Below are 16926 nucleotides of genomic sequence, written 5' to 3'. Positions count from 1 at the left end.
TAAATACCCGGTAAAGACCTGCCGGGCCTACCATATTCCCCCCTTGAACATGAATAGGTGCCCCATGACTTTGCTGATCGACGGCGACATTCAAGGATGGTTCACCGATGACGAACTGCGTGATGCGGTTCAGGTCTATGATCCGACACTGGAAATTCGAACCCTCGACGAGGATTGGGACCCAAAAGGGATTCGCATGATTGCGGTGTCTCGGCTGCGCCCGGATTTGCCAGCGCGTTTGCCCAACCTGGAGCTGGTTCAAAAGCTCGGTGCAGGTGTGGAAACCATTGTGGGTCATTCTGCATTGCCCGACCACGTTCGCGTCGCGCGCCTGAAACCCCAAGCCCCAGCGCGCGAGATTGCTGAATACTGCCTCGCCTATGTGCTCCGTGAGCAACGCAACATGCGTTTTCACGAGTCCGAACAAAAAGCTCAGCGCTGGACTTCGGTCGCGCCTCGAGAGAATCACAAGACCACCGTCGGGATCCTGGGCCTCGGTCACATCGGTGGCTTTACAGCACGGCTGTTTCGCCAGTTCGGTTTTCAGGTCTTGGGGTGGAGCCGCAGCCAAAAACAGCTCGCTGACATAGAGACATTTCACGGACCTACGGGGCTACGCAATCTTTTGAACCGAGCGGATCACGTCTGCGCAATCTTACCGTCAACAGACGCGACACGTGGCATGTTCAATGCTGGCATGTTTGATGAAATGAAATCAGGCAGCACCTTTGTCAACGCAGGCCGCGGTGATCTGGTGGACGAAACAGCCCTGGTCGAGGCACTGGACAGGAATTGCCCCGGCCACGCGGTATTGGACGTGCTGAGTGAGGAACCTTTGCCAACCACCAGTCCCCTTTGGGAGCACCCAAGAGTAACCCTGACACCACATGTTTCAGGCTGGCATCTGGGGGATGCTTTTGGGGATGTTGCGCAAAACTACCGCAACCTGATGGCAGGTGCTCCGCTCTTGCACGAAGTCGACCGCAAGCGCGGCTATTAACGGCCGATAACAATATCGGCGCACAAGCCACCCAGACGCTCGCTGGAACCTAGTCTAAGAACGCCACCATGTGCACGGGCAACATCAGCCGCAATTGACAGGCCAAGCCCAACTCCGGTGCCCTTGTTCTGGTTGCGACCTGGCTCGAGCCGGGCAAAGGGTTTTACCGCTTCTTCGCGGTCCTCTTCGGCGATCCCAGGTCCGTCATCTTCCACGCGAATGCGCAGGAACTTCTCGCCCACGTCCAAAGAAACCTCGGCCCTGTTACCATAACGCACCGCGTTGCCGATAAGGTTCTCAACTGCGCGTTTCACACCAATCTGGCGCATCATCACCGTGCCGGAGCCAATGATCTTGTTCACCTTGACGTCGCTTCCACCACGGGCGCTGTCTTCGACAATGGCCTTGACCAAGGCCACCGGATCTACCTCCTCCGGTTCACCCTCCGAAGCACCGCGGGCAAAACTCAGGAATTCCTCCAGAAGACGCTGCATATCCTCGACGTCCTGCTCCAACGGTGCGGCGTCTTCACTGTCGAGCAGGCTCAATCCCAGTTTCAGACGCGTGAGTGGCGTGCGCAGATCGTGGCTGACGCCCGACAACATCATCGTGCGTTGTTCAATTTGGCGTTCGATCCGCGCCCTCATGTCCAGAAAGGCGTTTCCGGCCGCGCGTACCTCTGTTGCCCCTCCAGGCACATAAGGTACATTTCGCCCCCGACCAAACGCCTCAGCCGCACGAGAAAGGCGCGTGATTGGCCGAAGCTGGTTGCGCATGTAAAGAAATGAAATTGCTGTCATCAGCACGCCAAAAGCCGCCATGACCACAAGCATCTGGTGGGGATTACGTGCGGACACACGTTTGCGGTCAAAAACCAAACGCGCCAATCCCAAGTCGGTATCGACATAAACTTCAACGCGGCGATTATCGATCAACTCAACCCTGCGCAGCCCAGGAACGCGTTCTTCAAATGTACGGATAACCACGATGCCCGAAAAATCAAACCACCGCCGGAAGTTTTCTTCCGGATCGTCCACGCCTATGACCGGCCTGATCAACAGATAGTTGGAAATCTCTTCGAGTTCGGCCTCTTGCGTTCCCCCTTCTGCGAGATCGTTTATTGCCTCGACCACCAGATTGACTTCGCGCGCCGTAGCGCGAGTCATCTGATCTGTCACGCCCTCAAAATGCCTTTGAATAAAGGCCGTTGTCACCACCAGTTGCAATGTCACAATTGGTAGGATCAAGATCATTGCAGCGCGCGCATAGAGGCTGCGGGGCATATAGCGTTTGAGCCATTTGAACAACATGGCTAAACCTTGCCGCGACACGGTACAGAAGGAAAGCCCATGGACCCGGAAATTCTGAAATTCGATCCCCAGCCCGGGGTGGCTGAAACCCTGTCACCCGGGTTGCGCCGCGTTCTGGCCCCCAATCCGTCGCCCATGACCTTTCGCGGTACAAACACCTATCTGGTAGGAACCCGTGAAATAGCTGTCATCGATCCCGGCCCCAAAGACCCGAAACATCTCGAGGCAATCCTCGCCGCATTGGAGCCAGGACAAACCATCAGCCATATCCTTGTGACACATGCCCATGTTGACCATTCTCCCTTGGCGGCGGACCTGGCTGGGCGCTGTGGTGCTGAGGTTTGGGCTTTTGGTGACGCCTATGCTGGTCGAAGCGCAGTAATGCAAGACCTCTCAGCGCGCGGCCTTGCTGGCGGGGGCGAAGGCGTGGATGCGCATTTTCGGCCCGACAGATGTTTGGTTGATGGAGAAGAGATCAATGGGGACGGTTGGACCCTAAAAACCATCTGCACCCCTGGCCACTTTGGCAACCATATCGCTTTTGGTTGGGAAGACGTCTGTTTCACCGGCGACCATGTCATGGGCTGGGCCAGTTCCCTGGTGTCGCCCCCCGATGGCGACCTCACCGATTTCATGGGCTCCTGCCACCGGCTGAATGCCCGCAAATGGGCGACCTTTCACTCCGGCCACGGCGCCCCGATCACAGACCCAAATGCGCGACTTGATTGGCTGATTGAGCACCGCATGGGGCGCGAGGCTGAGATTCTCGCTGCACTCTCACATGGACCTGCTCGCGCATACGATCTGGCATGCCAAATCTACACTGACACCCCCACCGCATTGATGGGAGCAGCCACTCGGAACGTATTCGCTCACCTTGTTGATCTTACAGGAAAAAAACTGGTTTCACCACAAGGCAACTTGGAATCCGAGGCGGTGTTTGAACGGCTCTGAGAAAAAAATCAGAAAACTTGGTAAATCTGACAAAATCCTCTGGACGCCAGAATTTTCCATCGCTATATCACGCCCCATGTTCCGGCGTAGCTCAGCGGTAGAGCAGTTGACTGTTAATCAATTGGTCGTAGGTTCGATCCCTACCGCCGGAGCCATAAAAAGCCCTTAAGGTCAGAACCTTAAGGGCTTTTTTGGTTGTTCGGGCAAAACCTCGCCCGTTACTGGCACCCTCTAGATCATTGCCCAATCGTCAAAGATCGGCTTGGGGCGTTTGGCGCTTGGATCCGTCTGTTTCACGGGTGGCGCTGGCCAGCGCATTGGCTTTGGAGTTTGCTTGTCCTGCAACATGTCCTGCTCCTGATTTCCACTCCCTCTTTCCTCAGTAAAGCCGACAATCCTGCCGAGGACATGCCGGAAACAAGAAGCTTTCGTGCCAATTTGATGCCGGTGGATATCGCTGTGAATGCAGATTAACATCTGCCCATGCGCACTCCCATCTCCTCCATCCGCAACCTCGGTCCCGCCTTTGAAACCGCCTGCGCGCAGGCTGGTATTCACTCAGCGGAAGAGCTGCGCGACCTTGGCGCGGACGCGGCCTATGCCCGCCTCCTGCAAGCAGGCACCAGGCCGCATTTCATCGGCTTTTTTGCACTGGTCATGGGGTTGCAGGGACGTCCGTGGAACGATTGCAAAGGCAAAGAGAAAGACGCCCTGCGCAAACGCTTTGACACGATCAAGGCGCAGACTAAAGCCAATCCTCAGGCCGGAATCGAGGCCGAACTGGACAAAATTGGAGTGCGGGTTAAGGCCACCTGATCCCACCTCAAAGAAAAAGGCCGCCCCAACCGGAGCGGCCCTTCTAAATCTTGCAAAACTGTCAGCCCTTAGCCGACCAGTTCGAGACCCGAGAAGAAATACGCGATCTCAACCGCTGCGGTTTCCGGAGCGTCAGAACCGTGGACCGAGTTCTCACCAACCGACTCGGCGAACTCGGCGCGGATGGTGCCGGCGGCTGCGTCTGCGGGGTTGGTTGCGCCCATGACTTCGCGGTTTTTCGCGATGGCGCCTTCACCTTCCAGAACCTGCGCAACGATCGGGGCCGAGGCCATGAATTCGCACAGTTCGTCGTAGAAAGGACGCTCGGCGTGCACGGCATAGAACTCGCCAGCTTGCGCTTTGGTCAGGTGAATACGCTTCTGAGCAACGATGCGCAGGCCAGCTTCTTCAAACTTTGCGTTGATTGCGCCTGTCAGGTTGCGGCGGGTGGCATCGGGTTTGATGATCGAAAAGGTGCGTTCCAGCGCCATGGTTCTGTCTCCTGTGAGGTCGGGTCGGCACCCTGCCGCCCAAAGATGTGAATTGGCGCAGCCCTTAGCACGGGCACTGACAGGGATAAAGATGATTCATTCGTCGCTATTTCCGACTTTTTTAGTCTGATATATTTACATTCCTGATTTTTTTGCTAAACAACTCTCAGGAGACGCCAAACCATGAGAGACACCATGAGACTCATCCTGACCTTTTCCGCCATCGTTCTGGGACTGACTGTCACAGCCGCAGATGCAGGCGATGCCCAGCCTCTGACTTATGAAATGTTCGAGGCCGCCGTCCCCCACATTGACCTGGAGACCTGCCCTGCCGATCTGGCGAAACAGGATACCTTCTGTCGCGCATCGATCCTTCACGAGGAAATCCACGTCTTTGCCTTCAGCCTTGATGGCGACAGCCCGCTTGTGGGTTTCAAATCTTACGAGGCTTCCGGGGTCGAAACCCTGCTGAACTGACGCTTTGCGATTGACATGAGGCGGGGCCTGTATCAGTCCTCGGCCCCATGCTGCGTATTGATGACATATCCTATTCCGTTGCCGGCCGCCCACTGATCGTGAATGCCTCGGCCACCATTCCAACCGGTCACAAGGTCGGCCTCGTGGGCCGCAACGGGACGGGCAAGACCACCCTGTTCCGGCTGATCCGAGGCGAATTGGCGCTCGAAACCGGGGGAATCTCCCTGCCCCAGCGCGCGCGGATCGGCGGCGTCGCACAAGAGGTGCCCTCTTCGGATGTGTCCTTGCTCAACACGGTTCTTGCTTCAGATACGGAACGTACCGCGCTGATGGCCGAGGCGGACACCGCCACTGATCCTGCCCGCATTGCCGACATCCAGACCCGCCTGGCAGATATCGACGCCTGGTCCGCCGAGGCCCGCGCTTCGTCGATCCTCAAGGGTCTCGGGTTCGACTTTGAGGACCAATCACGTCCCTGTTCTGATTTCTCTGGCGGTTGGCGCATGCGCGTCGCCCTCGCCGCCGTACTGTTCTCGCAGCCTGATCTCTTGCTGCTTGATGAACCGACAAACTATCTCGACCTCGAAGGCGCGCTGTGGCTTGAAAGCTACCTCGCCAAATACCCGCATACGGTCATCATCATCAGCCACGACCGCGGTCTGTTGAACCGTGCAGTTGGTGCGATCCTGCACCTCGAAGACAAAAAACTGACTTTCTATCAGGGTCCTTACGACCAGTTCGCCCGCCAGCGCGCCGAAAAGCTCGCCCAGGCCGAGGCGATGGCCAAGAAACAGGACGCCCGTCGTGCGCACCTGCAATCTTACGTCGACCGCTTTCGCTACAAGGCCGACAAAGCCAAACAGGCTCAGTCCCGCCTCAAGGCGCTATCCAAGATGCAGCCCATCTCGTCGCCGCAAGAGGCCGCTCTGCGTGCCTTTACCTTCCCCTCGCCCGAAGAACTTTCCCCTCCGATCATCAGAATCGAAAGCGGTGTGACGGGCTACGGCGACACCGCTGTCCTGAAACGCATGAACCTGCGCATTGATCAGGACGACCGCATCGCCCTTTTGGGCAAGAACGGCCAGGGCAAATCCACACTGTCAAAACTGCTCTCCGACCGTCTGCCGCTGATGGAAGGGCAAATGGTTAGATCCAGCAAGCTGCGCATCGGTTATTTCGCCCAGCATCAGGTGGACGAGCTCCACATTGATGAAACACCGATGGACCACGTGCGCCGTGAACGCCCCAAGCTTTTGCCCGGCAAACACCGCTCAATCCTTGCCAACTTCGGGCTGATGGCAGATCAGGCAGAAACCCTTGTCGGAAAGCTTTCCGGTGGTCAAAAGGCCCGTCTCTCTCTGTTGCTTGCGACGCTCGATGCGCCACACCTGCTGATCCTCGACGAACCCACCAACCACCTGGACATTGAAAGCCGCGAGGCGCTGGTCGAGGCCCTCACTGCCTACTCGGGGGCCGTGATCCTTGTCAGCCATGACATGCATCTGTTGTCGATGACCGCTGATCGTCTGTGGCTGGTCTCGGACGGCACGGTGACCCCTTATGAGGGCGACCTGGAAAGCTATCGCTCCATGCTGCTGCAAAGCGACAAGCCCAGGACCAAGGACAAACCCAAAGCGGTCAAACGCGCCTCTCGCGATGAGCTGCAGGCTTTGAAAACTGAGGTCAGAAAATGCGAGCAGCGCGTTGAAAAGCTGAACGAAATGTCTGACAAGCTGGCCAAGAAACTGGCGGACAGTTCGCTCTACGAAGACGGTAAACTGGGCGAGATGGAAGTCTGGCAAAAAAAGTACGCCGAGGTGCGCGATGGCATGGACCGCGCCGAAGGCCTTTGGATGCGCGCCCTCGAGAAGCTTGAAAAAGCCGAGAGCCGCGGCGTAACCTGAGAGAATGGACAGCGCCGCGCTTATCACTGCCTTTGTTACACTTTTCGTGATCATCGATCCTATCGGATTGATGCCGCTTTTTGTGGCCCTGACTCAGGGTGTCGACTCTGCCACGCGACGGTCCATCGCCCTGCGATCATGCCTGACGGCCTTTGCCATACTTGCACTCTTTGCATTCCTGGGTGAAGCGGTGCTGGGCTTTGTCGGAATCTCCATGCCGGCGTTTCGCATTGCTGGGGGGGTGTTGCTGTTCCTGACCGCACTCGACATGCTGTTTGAACGCCGCACAAAACGGCGCGAAGATCGCACGGAAGAAGATGATCACCCCGATCCTTCGGTGTTTCCGCTTGCCATCCCCTTGATTGCCGGCCCGGGCTCTATCGCGACTGTGATCCTCCTCAGTGGCCAACTTGGCAGTGGCGTCGCTGGCGCTGCGCTGGTCCTGGGCGTGGCGATTGCCGTTCTGGTGGTGGTTCTGGGGTTCTTCTTGTCCGCAGGTATTCTCGAACGGGTGCTTGGGAAAACTGGCGTGAACGTCGCAACACGCCTTCTCGGCATGTTGCTCGCCGCATTGTCCGTGCAGTTTATCCTCGAGGGATTGCGAGACTTCGGCTTTGCCACATGACCTTTTCTCGATAACCGCCCATGCATATATATGCCTCGTCTAAGGAGGTCACATGAGCGAATTTGAAACGGGTCACCTGATCTATCTTATCATACTGGGAAGTATGGTGATTTTCTGGTTTGTCACCAATCATCGCGGCAGCCTTGGAAAGACTTTGCAACAGGCTCTGGCCTGGGGACTGATCTTTGTTGGTGTGATCGCTGCCTATGGCATGTGGGGCGATATTCGCAGCACGGTCTTGGTCCAAGCCACCGTCGATGACCGGACCGGCACAATCTCCATTCCTCAGAGCGCCGATGGACACTACCGACTCGCTCTTGACGTGAACGATACGCGTATCGATTTTGTCATCGACACCGGTGCCAGCGAAATCGTTCTTTCCAAAGCCGATGCCGCTCGCGCAGGTCTGGATCCTGACAATCTGCCTTACTACGGTCGGGCCTACACAGCCAATGGAGAGGTACGAACAGCCCCCGTGAGGCTAGATGAAATCCGGCTTGGCGGATTGGTGGACCATAACGTCCCTGCCAGTGTGAATGGTGGCGATCTGGATCAATCGCTTCTTGGCATGAGCTACCTTCAGCGTTTTCGCGAAATCACGATCTCGGGCGGAAAACTCATGCTGGTTAAGTGAAGAGCGTCCGCTAGCTTGCTGCTTTCTCAGCCCTTTTCTCCCAACGGCCAGATTCCTCTGACCAGTATTCGGCGGCACAGCCTGCGTCTGTCAGAGCCTTCCATTGGATACGAGCATGGGCCACGGCGTCCGGGTCGTGGCCGTCAAACAGGATGACACCACGTTCTGCGGTCTGAATCTCTGCCGCACTGATCTCCGCCCCATCCAGGCTCATCAAGTAGACCGCCCCATTGGCGTTTTCGCCATTGGTGGTCAGCAGGATCGGCTGGTCGGAATCCTGTGTCCCCCCAGCCATCCCATGCGGCAGGAAGCTGTCATCGCCCCCCATCACCCACAGTTTCTGATCCAGCCAATCAATACGCTCCGACGTCTTTGCCCGCACCAGAACGTTCCAACCCTGCCCCATCGCCAACCCCGCCAGCTTGGTCAAAGTGATCTCAACCGGATCTCGCGTTAGGTGATAGAACAGGGCTTTGCCCATTTATTCGGCCTTTTCAAAGTGGTCCGACACAAAGCGATTAAGCGCCATAACACCCCATCCGGTTGCTCCCTTGGGGGCAAAAGCCGTATCCGCTTTGACACTGGCGACACCTGCGATGTCCAGGTGAATCCAAGGTGTTCCTTTGGCGATAAAACGATGCAGGAACTCCGCCGCTGTGACCGAGCCCGCAGGTCGCCCACCGGTGTTTTTCATATCGGCAATGCGCGACTTCAACAGATCGGCATAGGACTGTCCCAGAGGCATACGCCAGGCGCCTTCGTTTTCGGACTCGGCAGCTTTGAGGAAACGGTTACAAAACGTGTCGTCATTCGAAAAAACACCTGCCTTGTCATGGCCAAGCCCAATGATAATCGCGCCCGTCAGCGTGGCCAGATCAATGATGCCAGCTGGCGAAAACTCTTTTTGCGCGTAATGCAGGACATCACAAAGCACCAAGCGCCCCTCGGCGTCGGTGTTGATGACTTCGATCGTGTCACCTTTCATGGACGTCACAACATCTCCGGGGCGTGTGGCGCCACCAGACGGCATGTTTTCCACCAAGCCGACCAGACCGACCACATTGGCCTTGGCCTTGCGCAGGGCCAATGACCGCATGGCACCGGCAACAACCCCGGCCCCCCCCATATCCATGGTCATGTCTTCCATGCCCGCCGCGGGTTTCAGCGAAATCCCGCCGGTGTCAAAGACCACGCCTTTGCCAACCAATGCCAGCGGCGCAGCGTCCTTGTCTCCACCTCTCCATTGCATCACCACGACCTTGGACGGGCTGTCTGACCCCTGCCCCACACTCAAGAGCGCACCCATACCCAATTGGGTCAGCTTGTCCTCATCAAGAACCTCAACGTCCAGACCGATGTCTTTCATCGCCACAAGCCGGTTGGCGAACTCGGTGGTGGTGAGCACATTGGCCGGTTCGTTGGTCAGATCGCGGGTCATAAAGACGCCTTCGGCAATTGCCAAAAGCGGCGCGGCCTCGGATTGCACCTCTTCTGGCTTTGAGGCCATCACCTGAACCGCCCGGGCATCCTCAGGCGCTTCTTCGCTTTTGTGATCGTCAAACTCATAGTCCCGAAGAGCCAACCCCATAAGGATTTGCGCGGTCTTTCGGAACGAACCCGCACACAAAGTCAGCGCAGATTTTCCTCGCAGCTTTGCCAGGGCTACGCCCGCTTTGCGGGCAGTCTCGACATCGGCGTTGCGTGCCAGAAACACAACATCAACGGCCTCCGCAGCCAGACCTGTCGGAAAGGCCAACGTCACGGCCTGTCCTGGTTTGGCTTCAGCCGCACGCGCCTCGATCAGACGTGCCAGCGCGCCCTTGGTCAAGCGATTGATCCGGCGGGCTGCCACATCCATCTTACCTTCGGGCGGAACCAGCACCGCAATACGGCCCTCTGCAGTGGCCAAAGCATCAATCTCAGTTTCGCAAAAATTGAAAGTTACCGGTTTAACCACAATCATACTCCCCAATTGTTGAGTGATTCCTACCCTGCACACACAACATTTGCCAGATAGCAGTTTCCGTGACTTCTCAATTCCATTATTGTCCCCTGAAAAAAGGCACTTGGGGGATTCTTGCGCCGTGAGCAGATTCGACAGATACATGCTGTCGCAATTGTTGATTCTATTCAGCTTCTTTGCGCTTGTTCTGGTCGCCGTCTATTGGGTGAACCGGGCCGTAAAGTTGTTCGATATGCTTATTGCCAATGGCCAGACGGCAATGGTGTTCCTCGAGTTTTCCGCCCTTAGTCTGCCCAAAGTGATCTGGCTTGTGATCCCGATGTCCGTCTTTGCAGCCTCAGTCTACGTGACCAACCGACTGAGCAGCGAGAGTGAGCTGACGGTCATGCAATCCACAGGCTTTAGTCCCTGGCGAATGGCGCGGCCCGTTTTGTTTTTTGGCATCATCGTCATGCTGATGATGGCCGTCTTATCGCACGCTTTGGTGCCAACCAGCAGTGAGCGGCTGAAAAACCGACAAAAGGATGTAACCGAAAACGTTACAGCCCGGCTTTTGACCGAGGGCACCTTCCTGCACCCTGCGGCAGGCATGACGTTTTACATTCGCGAGATAACTCCTGATGGTGTCCTCAAGGATGTGTTCCTTACGGACCGTCGCAACCCCAAAGAAATAACCACCTATACGGCGGCTGAGTCCTACCTGCTCAACACCGAAAGCGGCCCCAAAATGGTTATGGTGGACGGATTATCGCAAATCCACAACAACATCGAAGGCCGACTTTTTACCACGAACTTCTCAGATTTTACCTATGACATCAGCGCTCTTGTCAAACGTCCGGAAACCCGCGCCAGGTCCATCGAGTTCATCAGCACCCCCGAGTTGCTTCGTGATCCAGCCGCCATCGCTTCTGAGACCGGCACTGAGATCGGAGAGGTCTTGGAAGAAGCGCACGGCCGCTTCAACCGTCCTCTGATGGTGGTTTCAGCGGCGCTGATCGGCTTTTCCACCCTACTTTTGGGGGGCTTCAGCCGCTTCGGTGTCTGGCGGCAGATCCTGATTGCCTTTGTTCTGTTGGTGGTGGTTGAGATGGTGCACTCTGCTACACTAGATCCTGTCCGTGCCAACGGCGATCTTTGGCCGTTGATCTATCTGCCTTCTGCACTTGGCTTTCTTGTTTCTGGCGGATTGCTTTGGCTTGCCAGCAATCCGATCCGATTTCGCCGCGAGGTGAAAGCATGATCATCCACTTTTATTTCGCGCGTAGATTTCTGATGATCTTCCTGGGCCTGCAGGCGGTTTTTCTGGCACTTCTCATGATGGTAGACCTGATTGAAAAGCTCAGGCGCTTTGACGTGGAAGAAATCGGCTTTTCAAAAGTTCTCTACTTGACCCTGCTGACGGCGCCCGAAGGTCTTTATCAGATTCTGCCGCTGGTTGTGATCCTATCCACCATCGCCCTGTTTCTAAGCCTCGCGCGTTCCAGTGAGCTTGTTGTGGTGCGCAGTGCCGGGCGCTCAGCGCTCTTGTCTCTGCTGTCGCCGGTGCTGGTTGCCTTATTGATTGGTGTCCTTGGAGTGACCACGATCAATCCCATCGTGGCCGTGACGTCCGAGCACTATGACACACTCTCTGACAAACTGCGCTCAGGCGGCAGCAGCACGCTGTCGATCAGTTCGGAAGGGCTTTGGCTGCGTCAGGGTGGGGAAGCCGGACAAGCCGTCATTCACGCGTCTTCTACCAATCGCGACGCCACTGTTTTTCATGATGTCAGTATCGTGGCCTATGAGCCTGGCGGAGGTCCTCGGGTGCGTATCGAAGCCGATAGCGCCAGACTTGTCGACGGGGCCTGGGAGTTGCGGAATGCCTCTGAATGGCCCTTGAGGCCCGGCACCAACCCCGAAGAGCTCGCCAAGCAGCACGACATTTTTAGATTTGAGTCAACCCTCACGCACGAGCGTATTCGCGACAGTTTTGGCAAGCCCTCGGTAGTGTCAGTCTGGGATTTGCCGGTGTTCATTTCGGAACTGGAAGAGGCAGGGTTCTCCTCACGCCGTCATAAAGTCTGGCTGATGATGGAGATCGCTTCGCCCTTGTTCCTGTGTGCCATGGTTCTGGTCGCCTCAGCCTTTACGATGCGTCACACCAGATTCGGGCGAACCGGTATCGCGGTGCTTGGTGCCGTGCTTACAGGTTTTGCGCTCTATTACATTCGGAATTTCGCTCAGATTCTGGGGGAAAATGGTCAAATTCCAGTGGCTCTGGCTGCTTGGGCGCCACCGATAGCAAGTGTCATGTTGGCACTGGGCCTTTTGTTGCATATGGAGGACGGATGAACGCTGCCCTTCGCAAGATGTGTCTTGTTGTGCTGGCCCTCTGGCTGGCCACTCCCGGACTCGCGCAGTTGCTACCCCTGCCCGAAGCACCACCTTCTGAGAACGTGGTTCTGATTGCTGACCGGGTTTACCTCAATGGTGATGACGTCCTGATTGCCGAAGGGCGTGTCGAAGCCGTCCAGGGCAATGTACGGCTGCGGGCCAATCGCATTCAGTACAATGGTAACTCGAATCTGGTGACCGTCACAGGCCCTATCCACATCCAAAATGGCCCCGACATGCGCCTCGTTGCCACCTATGCCGAACTGGACCCCGAGTTTCGCAACGCGATACTTCACAGTGCACGTGTGGTGCTGGCCGATCAGGTCCAATTGGCATCAAGCCATATGCGCCGGGTTGAAGGACGTTACAACGTACTCGAAAAAACCACAGTCACTTCATGCAAAGTCTGCGATGACGGCAAAGCCCCGCTTTGGGAGATGCGTGCCGAACGCGTGATTCACGACCAACAAGAACGACAGCTTTATTTTGAGAATACACAGTTCCGCGTTCTCGATGTGCCGGTTTTCTATTTTCCGCAGATGCGGATGCCTGATCCCACGCTGCGCCGGACCAGCGGTTTTCTCATCCCTGAAATTCACCAAAACTCGGAACTCGGGTTTGGCATCAAGATCCCCTACTTCCAGACGCTTGGGCCCCACCGCGACCTCTTGATCAAACCATTCATCTCGCAAAACAGTAACACACTGGAACTGCGCTACCGCCAGGCCTTTCGGGACGGGCGCATGACGTGGTCAGGTGCGGTATCTGATGACACGATCTACCCTGATCAGCCACGTTACTATCTCTTCGGAGAAGGCGCCTTTGACATGGAGCGGGACTACAAGCTTAGCTTTGATGTCAAAATGGTGTCTGATGACTCCTACCTTCTGGATTACGATTATTCCGATGAAGATCGCCTGAACAGCGACATTACGCTGCGCCGCACACGCCGTGATGAGAACACACGCTTTGCGCTTCTACATTACAAGTCTTTGCGCACGAACGACGACGACAGCACCTTGCCCACGCTCGTCGCGCTGGCCGAAACCGAGCGGCGGTATTTCCCAACCGCAATCGGAGGCGAAGCGCGCCTGAAACTGCAACTGCACAGCCATTGGCGTGACTCGAGCTCGGATGTCGATGGCCCGGACAACGATACGGATGCCGACGGCCGCGACGTGACGCGTGCCACTGCGGCCCTATGGTGGCGCCGCAATTGGACTCTGCAAAACGGCCTGCGCACCGGGGTCACATCTGAAGTGGCGTTTGATGGGTTCCACACCAGTCAGGACGCTGTCTATCAAGGCACCGAAGCCCAGGTCACGCCCGTGGTCGCTGCGCACCTAAGTTATCCGATGACCAAAATCGCCGCTGATGGCAGCACGCAAACTCTGGAACCCTTGGCGCAGATCAGCTGGAGCGGCGGCGACACCCTGGAAAATGCCAATGACGAAAGTACACGGGTCGAATTTGACGAAGGCAACCTTCTGGCACTCTCTCGCTTTCCCTCCAGTGATCGGCGTGAACGTGGCCTGGCAGCAGCGCTGGGTGTAAACTGGGCGCGTTTCAACCCCAATGGTTGGAACACACATCTGTCCTTTGGCCAGGTTTTCCAAGAGGACCCCCATCCAGACTTTAGCCGCAGTTCAGGGCTTCAGGACTCACCGTCGGACTTTTTGATGGCGGGTCAGATCAGTAACGACAACGGTCTGAGTTTCATGGCGCGCGGTCTGGTGGACACAAACGGTGAATTTGACAAGGCTTCGGCCCGGGCAACCTGGTCCAACGATAAGGTCTTCCTCGATGCCAGCTTTTTTTGGCTGCGCGCCGATCCGCAGGAAAACCGCACGGACAATTTGTCAGAATGGGTCATCGACACACGCTATCGCATGAACCGTCACTGGACCGCGCTTGCCGACTGGCGCTATGACGTGCACGCCGGACAATCCGCCGAGGCGGGTTTCGGCATCGAATACCGCAATGAATGCGTAAAAGTGGGACTTTCCCTCTCACGCAGTTTCATCAACACCACCAACAGCGATCCCCGGACGAATATCGGGCTGACAGTGGCCCTGTTGGGCTTTAGTGTTAAGTCCACGGATAAGAGCTATCACCGCTCATGCGGATAAACAGTGCAGGAACAAGAGCAGCAATGACCGCCAAGACCTTTTTCGCCCAACTGTGCAGTGCAGGATGCATCGCCCTGGGACTGGCAGGTAATGCCACAGCGCAAAGTGCGTTTTCTCCAGCCGTTCTGGTGAATGATCAGGTCATCACCTATTACGAGATCGAACAGCGTGCGCTCCTGATGACGCTGATGAACTCCACTGGCGATGTGCGTAAGGAAGCGAAAGACGCCCTGATCAACGAGCGACTGCAAGTGGCCGAGGCAGAGCAGTTTGGCATTGCACCCAGCGAAGAGGGCGTTCTGGCGGGCATTTCCAACTTCGGGAAACGTGTCGGCATGGACGCAGAGGATCTCGTCAAGGCATTGGAACTGGAAGGCGTATCAGAAGAAACGCTGCGCGACTTTATCTATTCCGGTATTGCCTGGCGTGGATTGATCCAAACGCGCTATGGCCGCAACGTACAAGTCTCCGAAGCTGAAATTGACCGTGCCATCGCGTCGAACTCGGGTGCTGGTGGTATGAACGTGCTGCTCTCGGAAATCGTCATGGCGACCACCCCCGAGACCATGGCCCAGGTGATGGGGATCGCCAATCAGATGGCCAACATCACGTCCCCCACAGATTTTGAGATCGCTGCGCAGCAGTTTTCGCAGTCTGCAACAAAAGAGAACGGTGGCAAGCTGGATTGGCTTTCGATCACCAAACTGCCCGCTGAAATACGCCCGGCGATCATGGCGCTGGGCCCGAATGAGATTACGGCTCCGATCCAACTGCCGAATGCCGTCGCACTCTTCATGATGCGTGGCAAGGCCGAAGCTTCGGTTCCTTCGCCCTCCTATTCGGCGATTGACTATGCGGTCTTCCGCCTGCCCGGCGGTCGGACCGAAGAAAACGTCGCCCTTGCGCGCGGCATTGCCGGTCGCATTGACACGTGTGATGACCTCTTTGGCGAGGCTCGCGAATATCCGAAAGAATACCTGACCCGCGAATCCGTGGCCCCAGGTAAAATCCAACGTGACATTGCACTCGAGCTTGCCAAACTCGACGACAACGAAGTGTCGACCTTGCTGACCCAGACAACCACCAGCGGCCAAAAACAGCTCTTGATGGTCATGCTTTGCGGACGCACGGCCGAACTCAGCGAAGAAGTCTCGCGCGAACAGGTGGCCGCGGCCTTGCGCAATCAGCGTCTGTTGTCTTTTGCGCGTGGATATCTCGCTCAGCTCAAAGCCGACGCCGTGATCATCGAGAAATGACTCACCTGCCTATCGCCCTGAGCTGCGGAGAACCGGCCGGCGTCGGTCCCGAATTGGCTGAAATGGCGTGGGAAAACCTGCGAGAAGAATTGACTTTTTTCTGGATCGGCGATCCGGGTCATCTGCCCGGCAGGGTGCCTGCGGTTGCAATCACTGACCCCGCTGAGGCGACAGCAAAGATGCATGACGCGATGCCGGTCCTGCCATTGGATTTTGCAGGCAAGGCCAGGCCAGGCCAGGCCGACCCCGCCAATGCCATCGGTGTTATGCAGGCCATCGCTCATGGGACAGACCTGTGCCTCAAGGGGCGGGCTTCCGCACTTTGCACGGCCCCAATCCACAAGAAAGCGCTGAAGGACGGTGCCGATTTTCCTTTTCCGGGACACACCGAATACCTCGCTCATCTCGCAGGTACGGACCGCGTTGTCATGATGCTCGCCAGCGACCAGCTGCGGGTGGTGCCAGCCACCATCCACATCGCTCTGAGCGACGTGCCAAGCGCGCTCACACCGGATCTGTTGCGTGAAACGATTGAGATCACTGCCAATGGCCTGAGAACCCAGTTTGGAATTTCAGAGCCACGTATCGCCATTGCCGGTCTCAATCCACACGCCGGAGAAGGCGGCGCCATGGGGCGTGAAGAACGCGACTGGATGACAGCGCTTGTCGCCAAGATGCAAGACGAAGGCCATGATCTGATCGGCCCCCTGCCCGCCGACACCATGTTTCACGCCGCTGCGCGTGCGCGGTATGACGCTGCCATCGCCATGTACCACGACCAGGCGCTGATCCCGATCAAGACGCTGGACTTTGACCGCGGCGTGAACGTGACACTGGGCCTGCCGTTCATTCGCACCTCCCCGGATCATGGCACCGCTTTTGATATCGCAGGCCAAGGGATCGCCAATCCGTCCAGTCTGATCGAAGCGTTGAAAATGGCGGACCGCATGGCGGCTGCGAGGTCAGGCATTTGAGTATTTTCGAAAAGATG

General features: G+C 56.8%; 16 protein-coding genes and 1 tRNA gene. 13 read left to right on the top strand and 4 right to left on the bottom strand.

Annotation, left to right across the window (positions count from 1 at the left end; translation table 11 throughout):
* Positions 1-64 precede the first annotated feature (64 nt).
* A complete protein-coding gene (locus EK369_RS01650; protein WP_127111945.1) occupies positions 65-1000 on the top strand; it encodes an NAD(P)-dependent oxidoreductase in 936 nt (311 codons plus the stop codon).
* Here the strand turns inward: EK369_RS01650 and EK369_RS01645 are convergent.
* Positions 997-2310: an ATP-binding protein gene (locus EK369_RS01645; protein WP_127111944.1), complete on the bottom strand. Its 1314-nt coding sequence runs from the start codon at positions 2308-2310 to the stop codon at positions 997-999. The two genes, EK369_RS01650 and EK369_RS01645, sit on opposite strands and share 4 nt — an antisense overlap.
* Positions 2311-2349: 39 nt before the next feature.
* On the opposite strand from EK369_RS01645, the gene EK369_RS01640 reads away from it, so the two are divergent.
* The 3 genes from EK369_RS01640 to EK369_RS01630 all read left to right on the top strand — a co-directional run bounded on the left by EK369_RS01640 (position 2350) and on the right by EK369_RS01630 (position 4080).
* A complete protein-coding gene (locus tag EK369_RS01640; RefSeq protein ID WP_127111943.1) occupies positions 2350-3264 on the top strand; it encodes an MBL fold metallo-hydrolase in 915 nt (304 codons plus the stop codon).
* An 80-nt stretch (positions 3265-3344) separates the two neighbouring features.
* Positions 3345-3419: transfer RNA gene (locus tag EK369_RS01635), tRNA-Asn, on the top strand.
* 328 nt (positions 3420-3747) lie between these two features.
* Positions 3748-4080: a TfoX/Sxy family protein gene (locus EK369_RS01630; protein WP_127111942.1), complete on the top strand. Its 333-nt coding sequence runs from the start codon at positions 3748-3750 to the stop codon at positions 4078-4080.
* Positions 4081-4148: 68 nt separating this feature from the next.
* Here EK369_RS01630 and ndk read toward each other — a convergent pair whose 3' ends face one another.
* Positions 4149-4571, bottom strand: coding sequence for a nucleoside-diphosphate kinase (gene ndk, locus EK369_RS01625; RefSeq protein ID WP_127111941.1), 423 nt, complete (start codon positions 4569-4571; stop codon positions 4149-4151).
* A gap of 195 nt (positions 4572-4766) precedes the next feature.
* On the opposite strand from ndk, the gene EK369_RS01620 reads away from it, so the two are divergent.
* Genes EK369_RS01620 through EK369_RS01605 form a run of 4 tightly spaced genes read left to right on the top strand, consistent with a single transcriptional unit; the run spans position 4767 to position 8211 of the window.
* On the top strand, positions 4767-5048 hold the full coding sequence (locus EK369_RS01620) for a hypothetical protein (protein ID WP_206198008.1): 282 nt from the start codon (positions 4767-4769) through the stop codon (positions 5046-5048).
* A 47-nt stretch (positions 5049-5095) separates the two neighbouring features.
* Entirely contained in the window at positions 5096-6952 is a 1857-nt protein-coding gene (locus tag EK369_RS01615; RefSeq protein ID WP_127111940.1) for an ABC-F family ATP-binding cassette domain-containing protein, read from the top strand.
* A 4-nt stretch (positions 6953-6956) separates the two neighbouring features.
* On the top strand, positions 6957-7577 hold the full coding sequence (locus tag EK369_RS01610) for a MarC family protein (protein ID WP_127111939.1): 621 nt from the start codon (positions 6957-6959) through the stop codon (positions 7575-7577).
* A 52-nt stretch (positions 7578-7629) separates the two neighbouring features.
* Complete coding sequence (locus tag EK369_RS01605) at positions 7630-8211, top strand: retropepsin-like aspartic protease family protein (RefSeq protein ID WP_127111938.1); 582 nt, start codon at positions 7630-7632, stop codon at positions 8209-8211.
* Positions 8212-8221: 10 nt separating this feature from the next.
* Here the strand turns inward: EK369_RS01605 and EK369_RS01600 are convergent, their stop codons facing one another.
* Both EK369_RS01600 and EK369_RS01595 read right to left on the bottom strand, forming a co-directional pair.
* Positions 8222-8692, bottom strand: coding sequence for a DNA polymerase III subunit chi (locus tag EK369_RS01600; RefSeq protein ID WP_127111937.1), 471 nt, complete (start codon positions 8690-8692; stop codon positions 8222-8224).
* Positions 8693-10174 carry a leucyl aminopeptidase gene (locus tag EK369_RS01595; protein ID WP_127111936.1) on the bottom strand — a complete coding sequence of 494 codons (1482 nt, stop codon included), beginning with the start codon at positions 10172-10174 and terminating at the stop codon, positions 8693-8695. It lies immediately after the preceding gene.
* A 16-nt stretch (positions 10175-10190) separates the two neighbouring features.
* Here EK369_RS01595 and lptF point away from each other — a divergent pair, with 16 nt between their 5' ends.
* The 5 genes from lptF to pdxA are packed head-to-tail and all read left to right on the top strand — an operon-like array spanning position 10191 to position 16909.
* Positions 10191-11414, top strand: a complete 1224-nt coding sequence (gene lptF / locus EK369_RS01590) for an LPS export ABC transporter permease LptF (RefSeq protein WP_235871313.1) — start codon at positions 10191-10193, stop codon at positions 11412-11414.
* A complete protein-coding gene (lptG, locus tag EK369_RS01585; protein WP_127111935.1) occupies positions 11411-12508 on the top strand; it encodes an LPS export ABC transporter permease LptG in 1098 nt (365 codons plus the stop codon). The genes lptF and lptG overlap by 4 nt, the downstream gene beginning before the upstream one ends.
* Complete coding sequence (locus EK369_RS01580) at positions 12505-14679, top strand: LPS-assembly protein LptD (RefSeq protein WP_127111934.1); 2175 nt, start codon at positions 12505-12507, stop codon at positions 14677-14679. The genes lptG and EK369_RS01580 overlap by 4 nt, the downstream gene beginning before the upstream one ends.
* Before the next feature lie 23 nt (positions 14680-14702).
* Complete coding sequence (locus tag EK369_RS01575; RefSeq protein ID WP_164726797.1) at positions 14703-15935, top strand: peptidylprolyl isomerase; 1233 nt, start codon at positions 14703-14705, stop codon at positions 15933-15935.
* Complete coding sequence (gene pdxA, locus EK369_RS01570) at positions 15932-16909, top strand: 4-hydroxythreonine-4-phosphate dehydrogenase PdxA (RefSeq protein WP_127111932.1); 978 nt, start codon at positions 15932-15934, stop codon at positions 16907-16909. The genes EK369_RS01575 and pdxA overlap by 4 nt, the downstream gene beginning before the upstream one ends.
* Positions 16910-16926 lie beyond the last annotated feature (17 nt).

The organism is Shimia sediminis (genome assembly GCF_003990645.1).
Classification (GTDB): Bacteria; Pseudomonadota; Alphaproteobacteria; order Rhodobacterales; family Rhodobacteraceae; genus Shimia; species Shimia sediminis.
This window is presented reverse-complemented; position numbering and strand designations above follow the sequence as displayed.

Coding starts and splice junctions, on each gene's coding strand:
- EK369_RS01650 (WP_127111945.1), top strand. CDS start 65: ATGACTTTGCTGATCGACGGCGACATTCAAGGATGGTTCACCGATGAC.
- EK369_RS01645 (WP_127111944.1), bottom strand. CDS start 2,310: ATGTTGTTCAAATGGCTCAAACGCTATATGCCCCGCAGCCTCTATGCG.
- EK369_RS01640 (WP_127111943.1), top strand. CDS start 2,350: ATGGACCCGGAAATTCTGAAATTCGATCCCCAGCCCGGGGTGGCTGAA.
- EK369_RS01630 (WP_127111942.1), top strand. CDS start 3,748: ATGCGCACTCCCATCTCCTCCATCCGCAACCTCGGTCCCGCCTTTGAA.
- ndk (WP_127111941.1), bottom strand. CDS start 4,571: ATGGCGCTGGAACGCACCTTTTCGATCATCAAACCCGATGCCACCCGC.
- EK369_RS01620 (WP_206198008.1), top strand. CDS start 4,767: ATGAGACTCATCCTGACCTTTTCCGCCATCGTTCTGGGACTGACTGTC.
- EK369_RS01615 (WP_127111940.1), top strand. CDS start 5,096: ATGCTGCGTATTGATGACATATCCTATTCCGTTGCCGGCCGCCCACTG.
- EK369_RS01610 (WP_127111939.1), top strand. CDS start 6,957: ATGGACAGCGCCGCGCTTATCACTGCCTTTGTTACACTTTTCGTGATC.
- EK369_RS01605 (WP_127111938.1), top strand. CDS start 7,630: ATGAGCGAATTTGAAACGGGTCACCTGATCTATCTTATCATACTGGGA.
- EK369_RS01600 (WP_127111937.1), bottom strand. CDS start 8,692: ATGGGCAAAGCCCTGTTCTATCACCTAACGCGAGATCCGGTTGAGATC.
- EK369_RS01595 (WP_127111936.1), bottom strand. CDS start 10,174: ATGATTGTGGTTAAACCGGTAACTTTCAATTTTTGCGAAACTGAGATT.
- lptG (WP_127111935.1), top strand. CDS start 11,411: ATGATCATCCACTTTTATTTCGCGCGTAGATTTCTGATGATCTTCCTG.
- EK369_RS01580 (WP_127111934.1), top strand. CDS start 12,505: ATGAACGCTGCCCTTCGCAAGATGTGTCTTGTTGTGCTGGCCCTCTGG.
- EK369_RS01575 (WP_164726797.1), top strand. CDS start 14,703: ATGACCGCCAAGACCTTTTTCGCCCAACTGTGCAGTGCAGGATGCATC.
- pdxA (WP_127111932.1), top strand. CDS start 15,932: ATGACTCACCTGCCTATCGCCCTGAGCTGCGGAGAACCGGCCGGCGTC.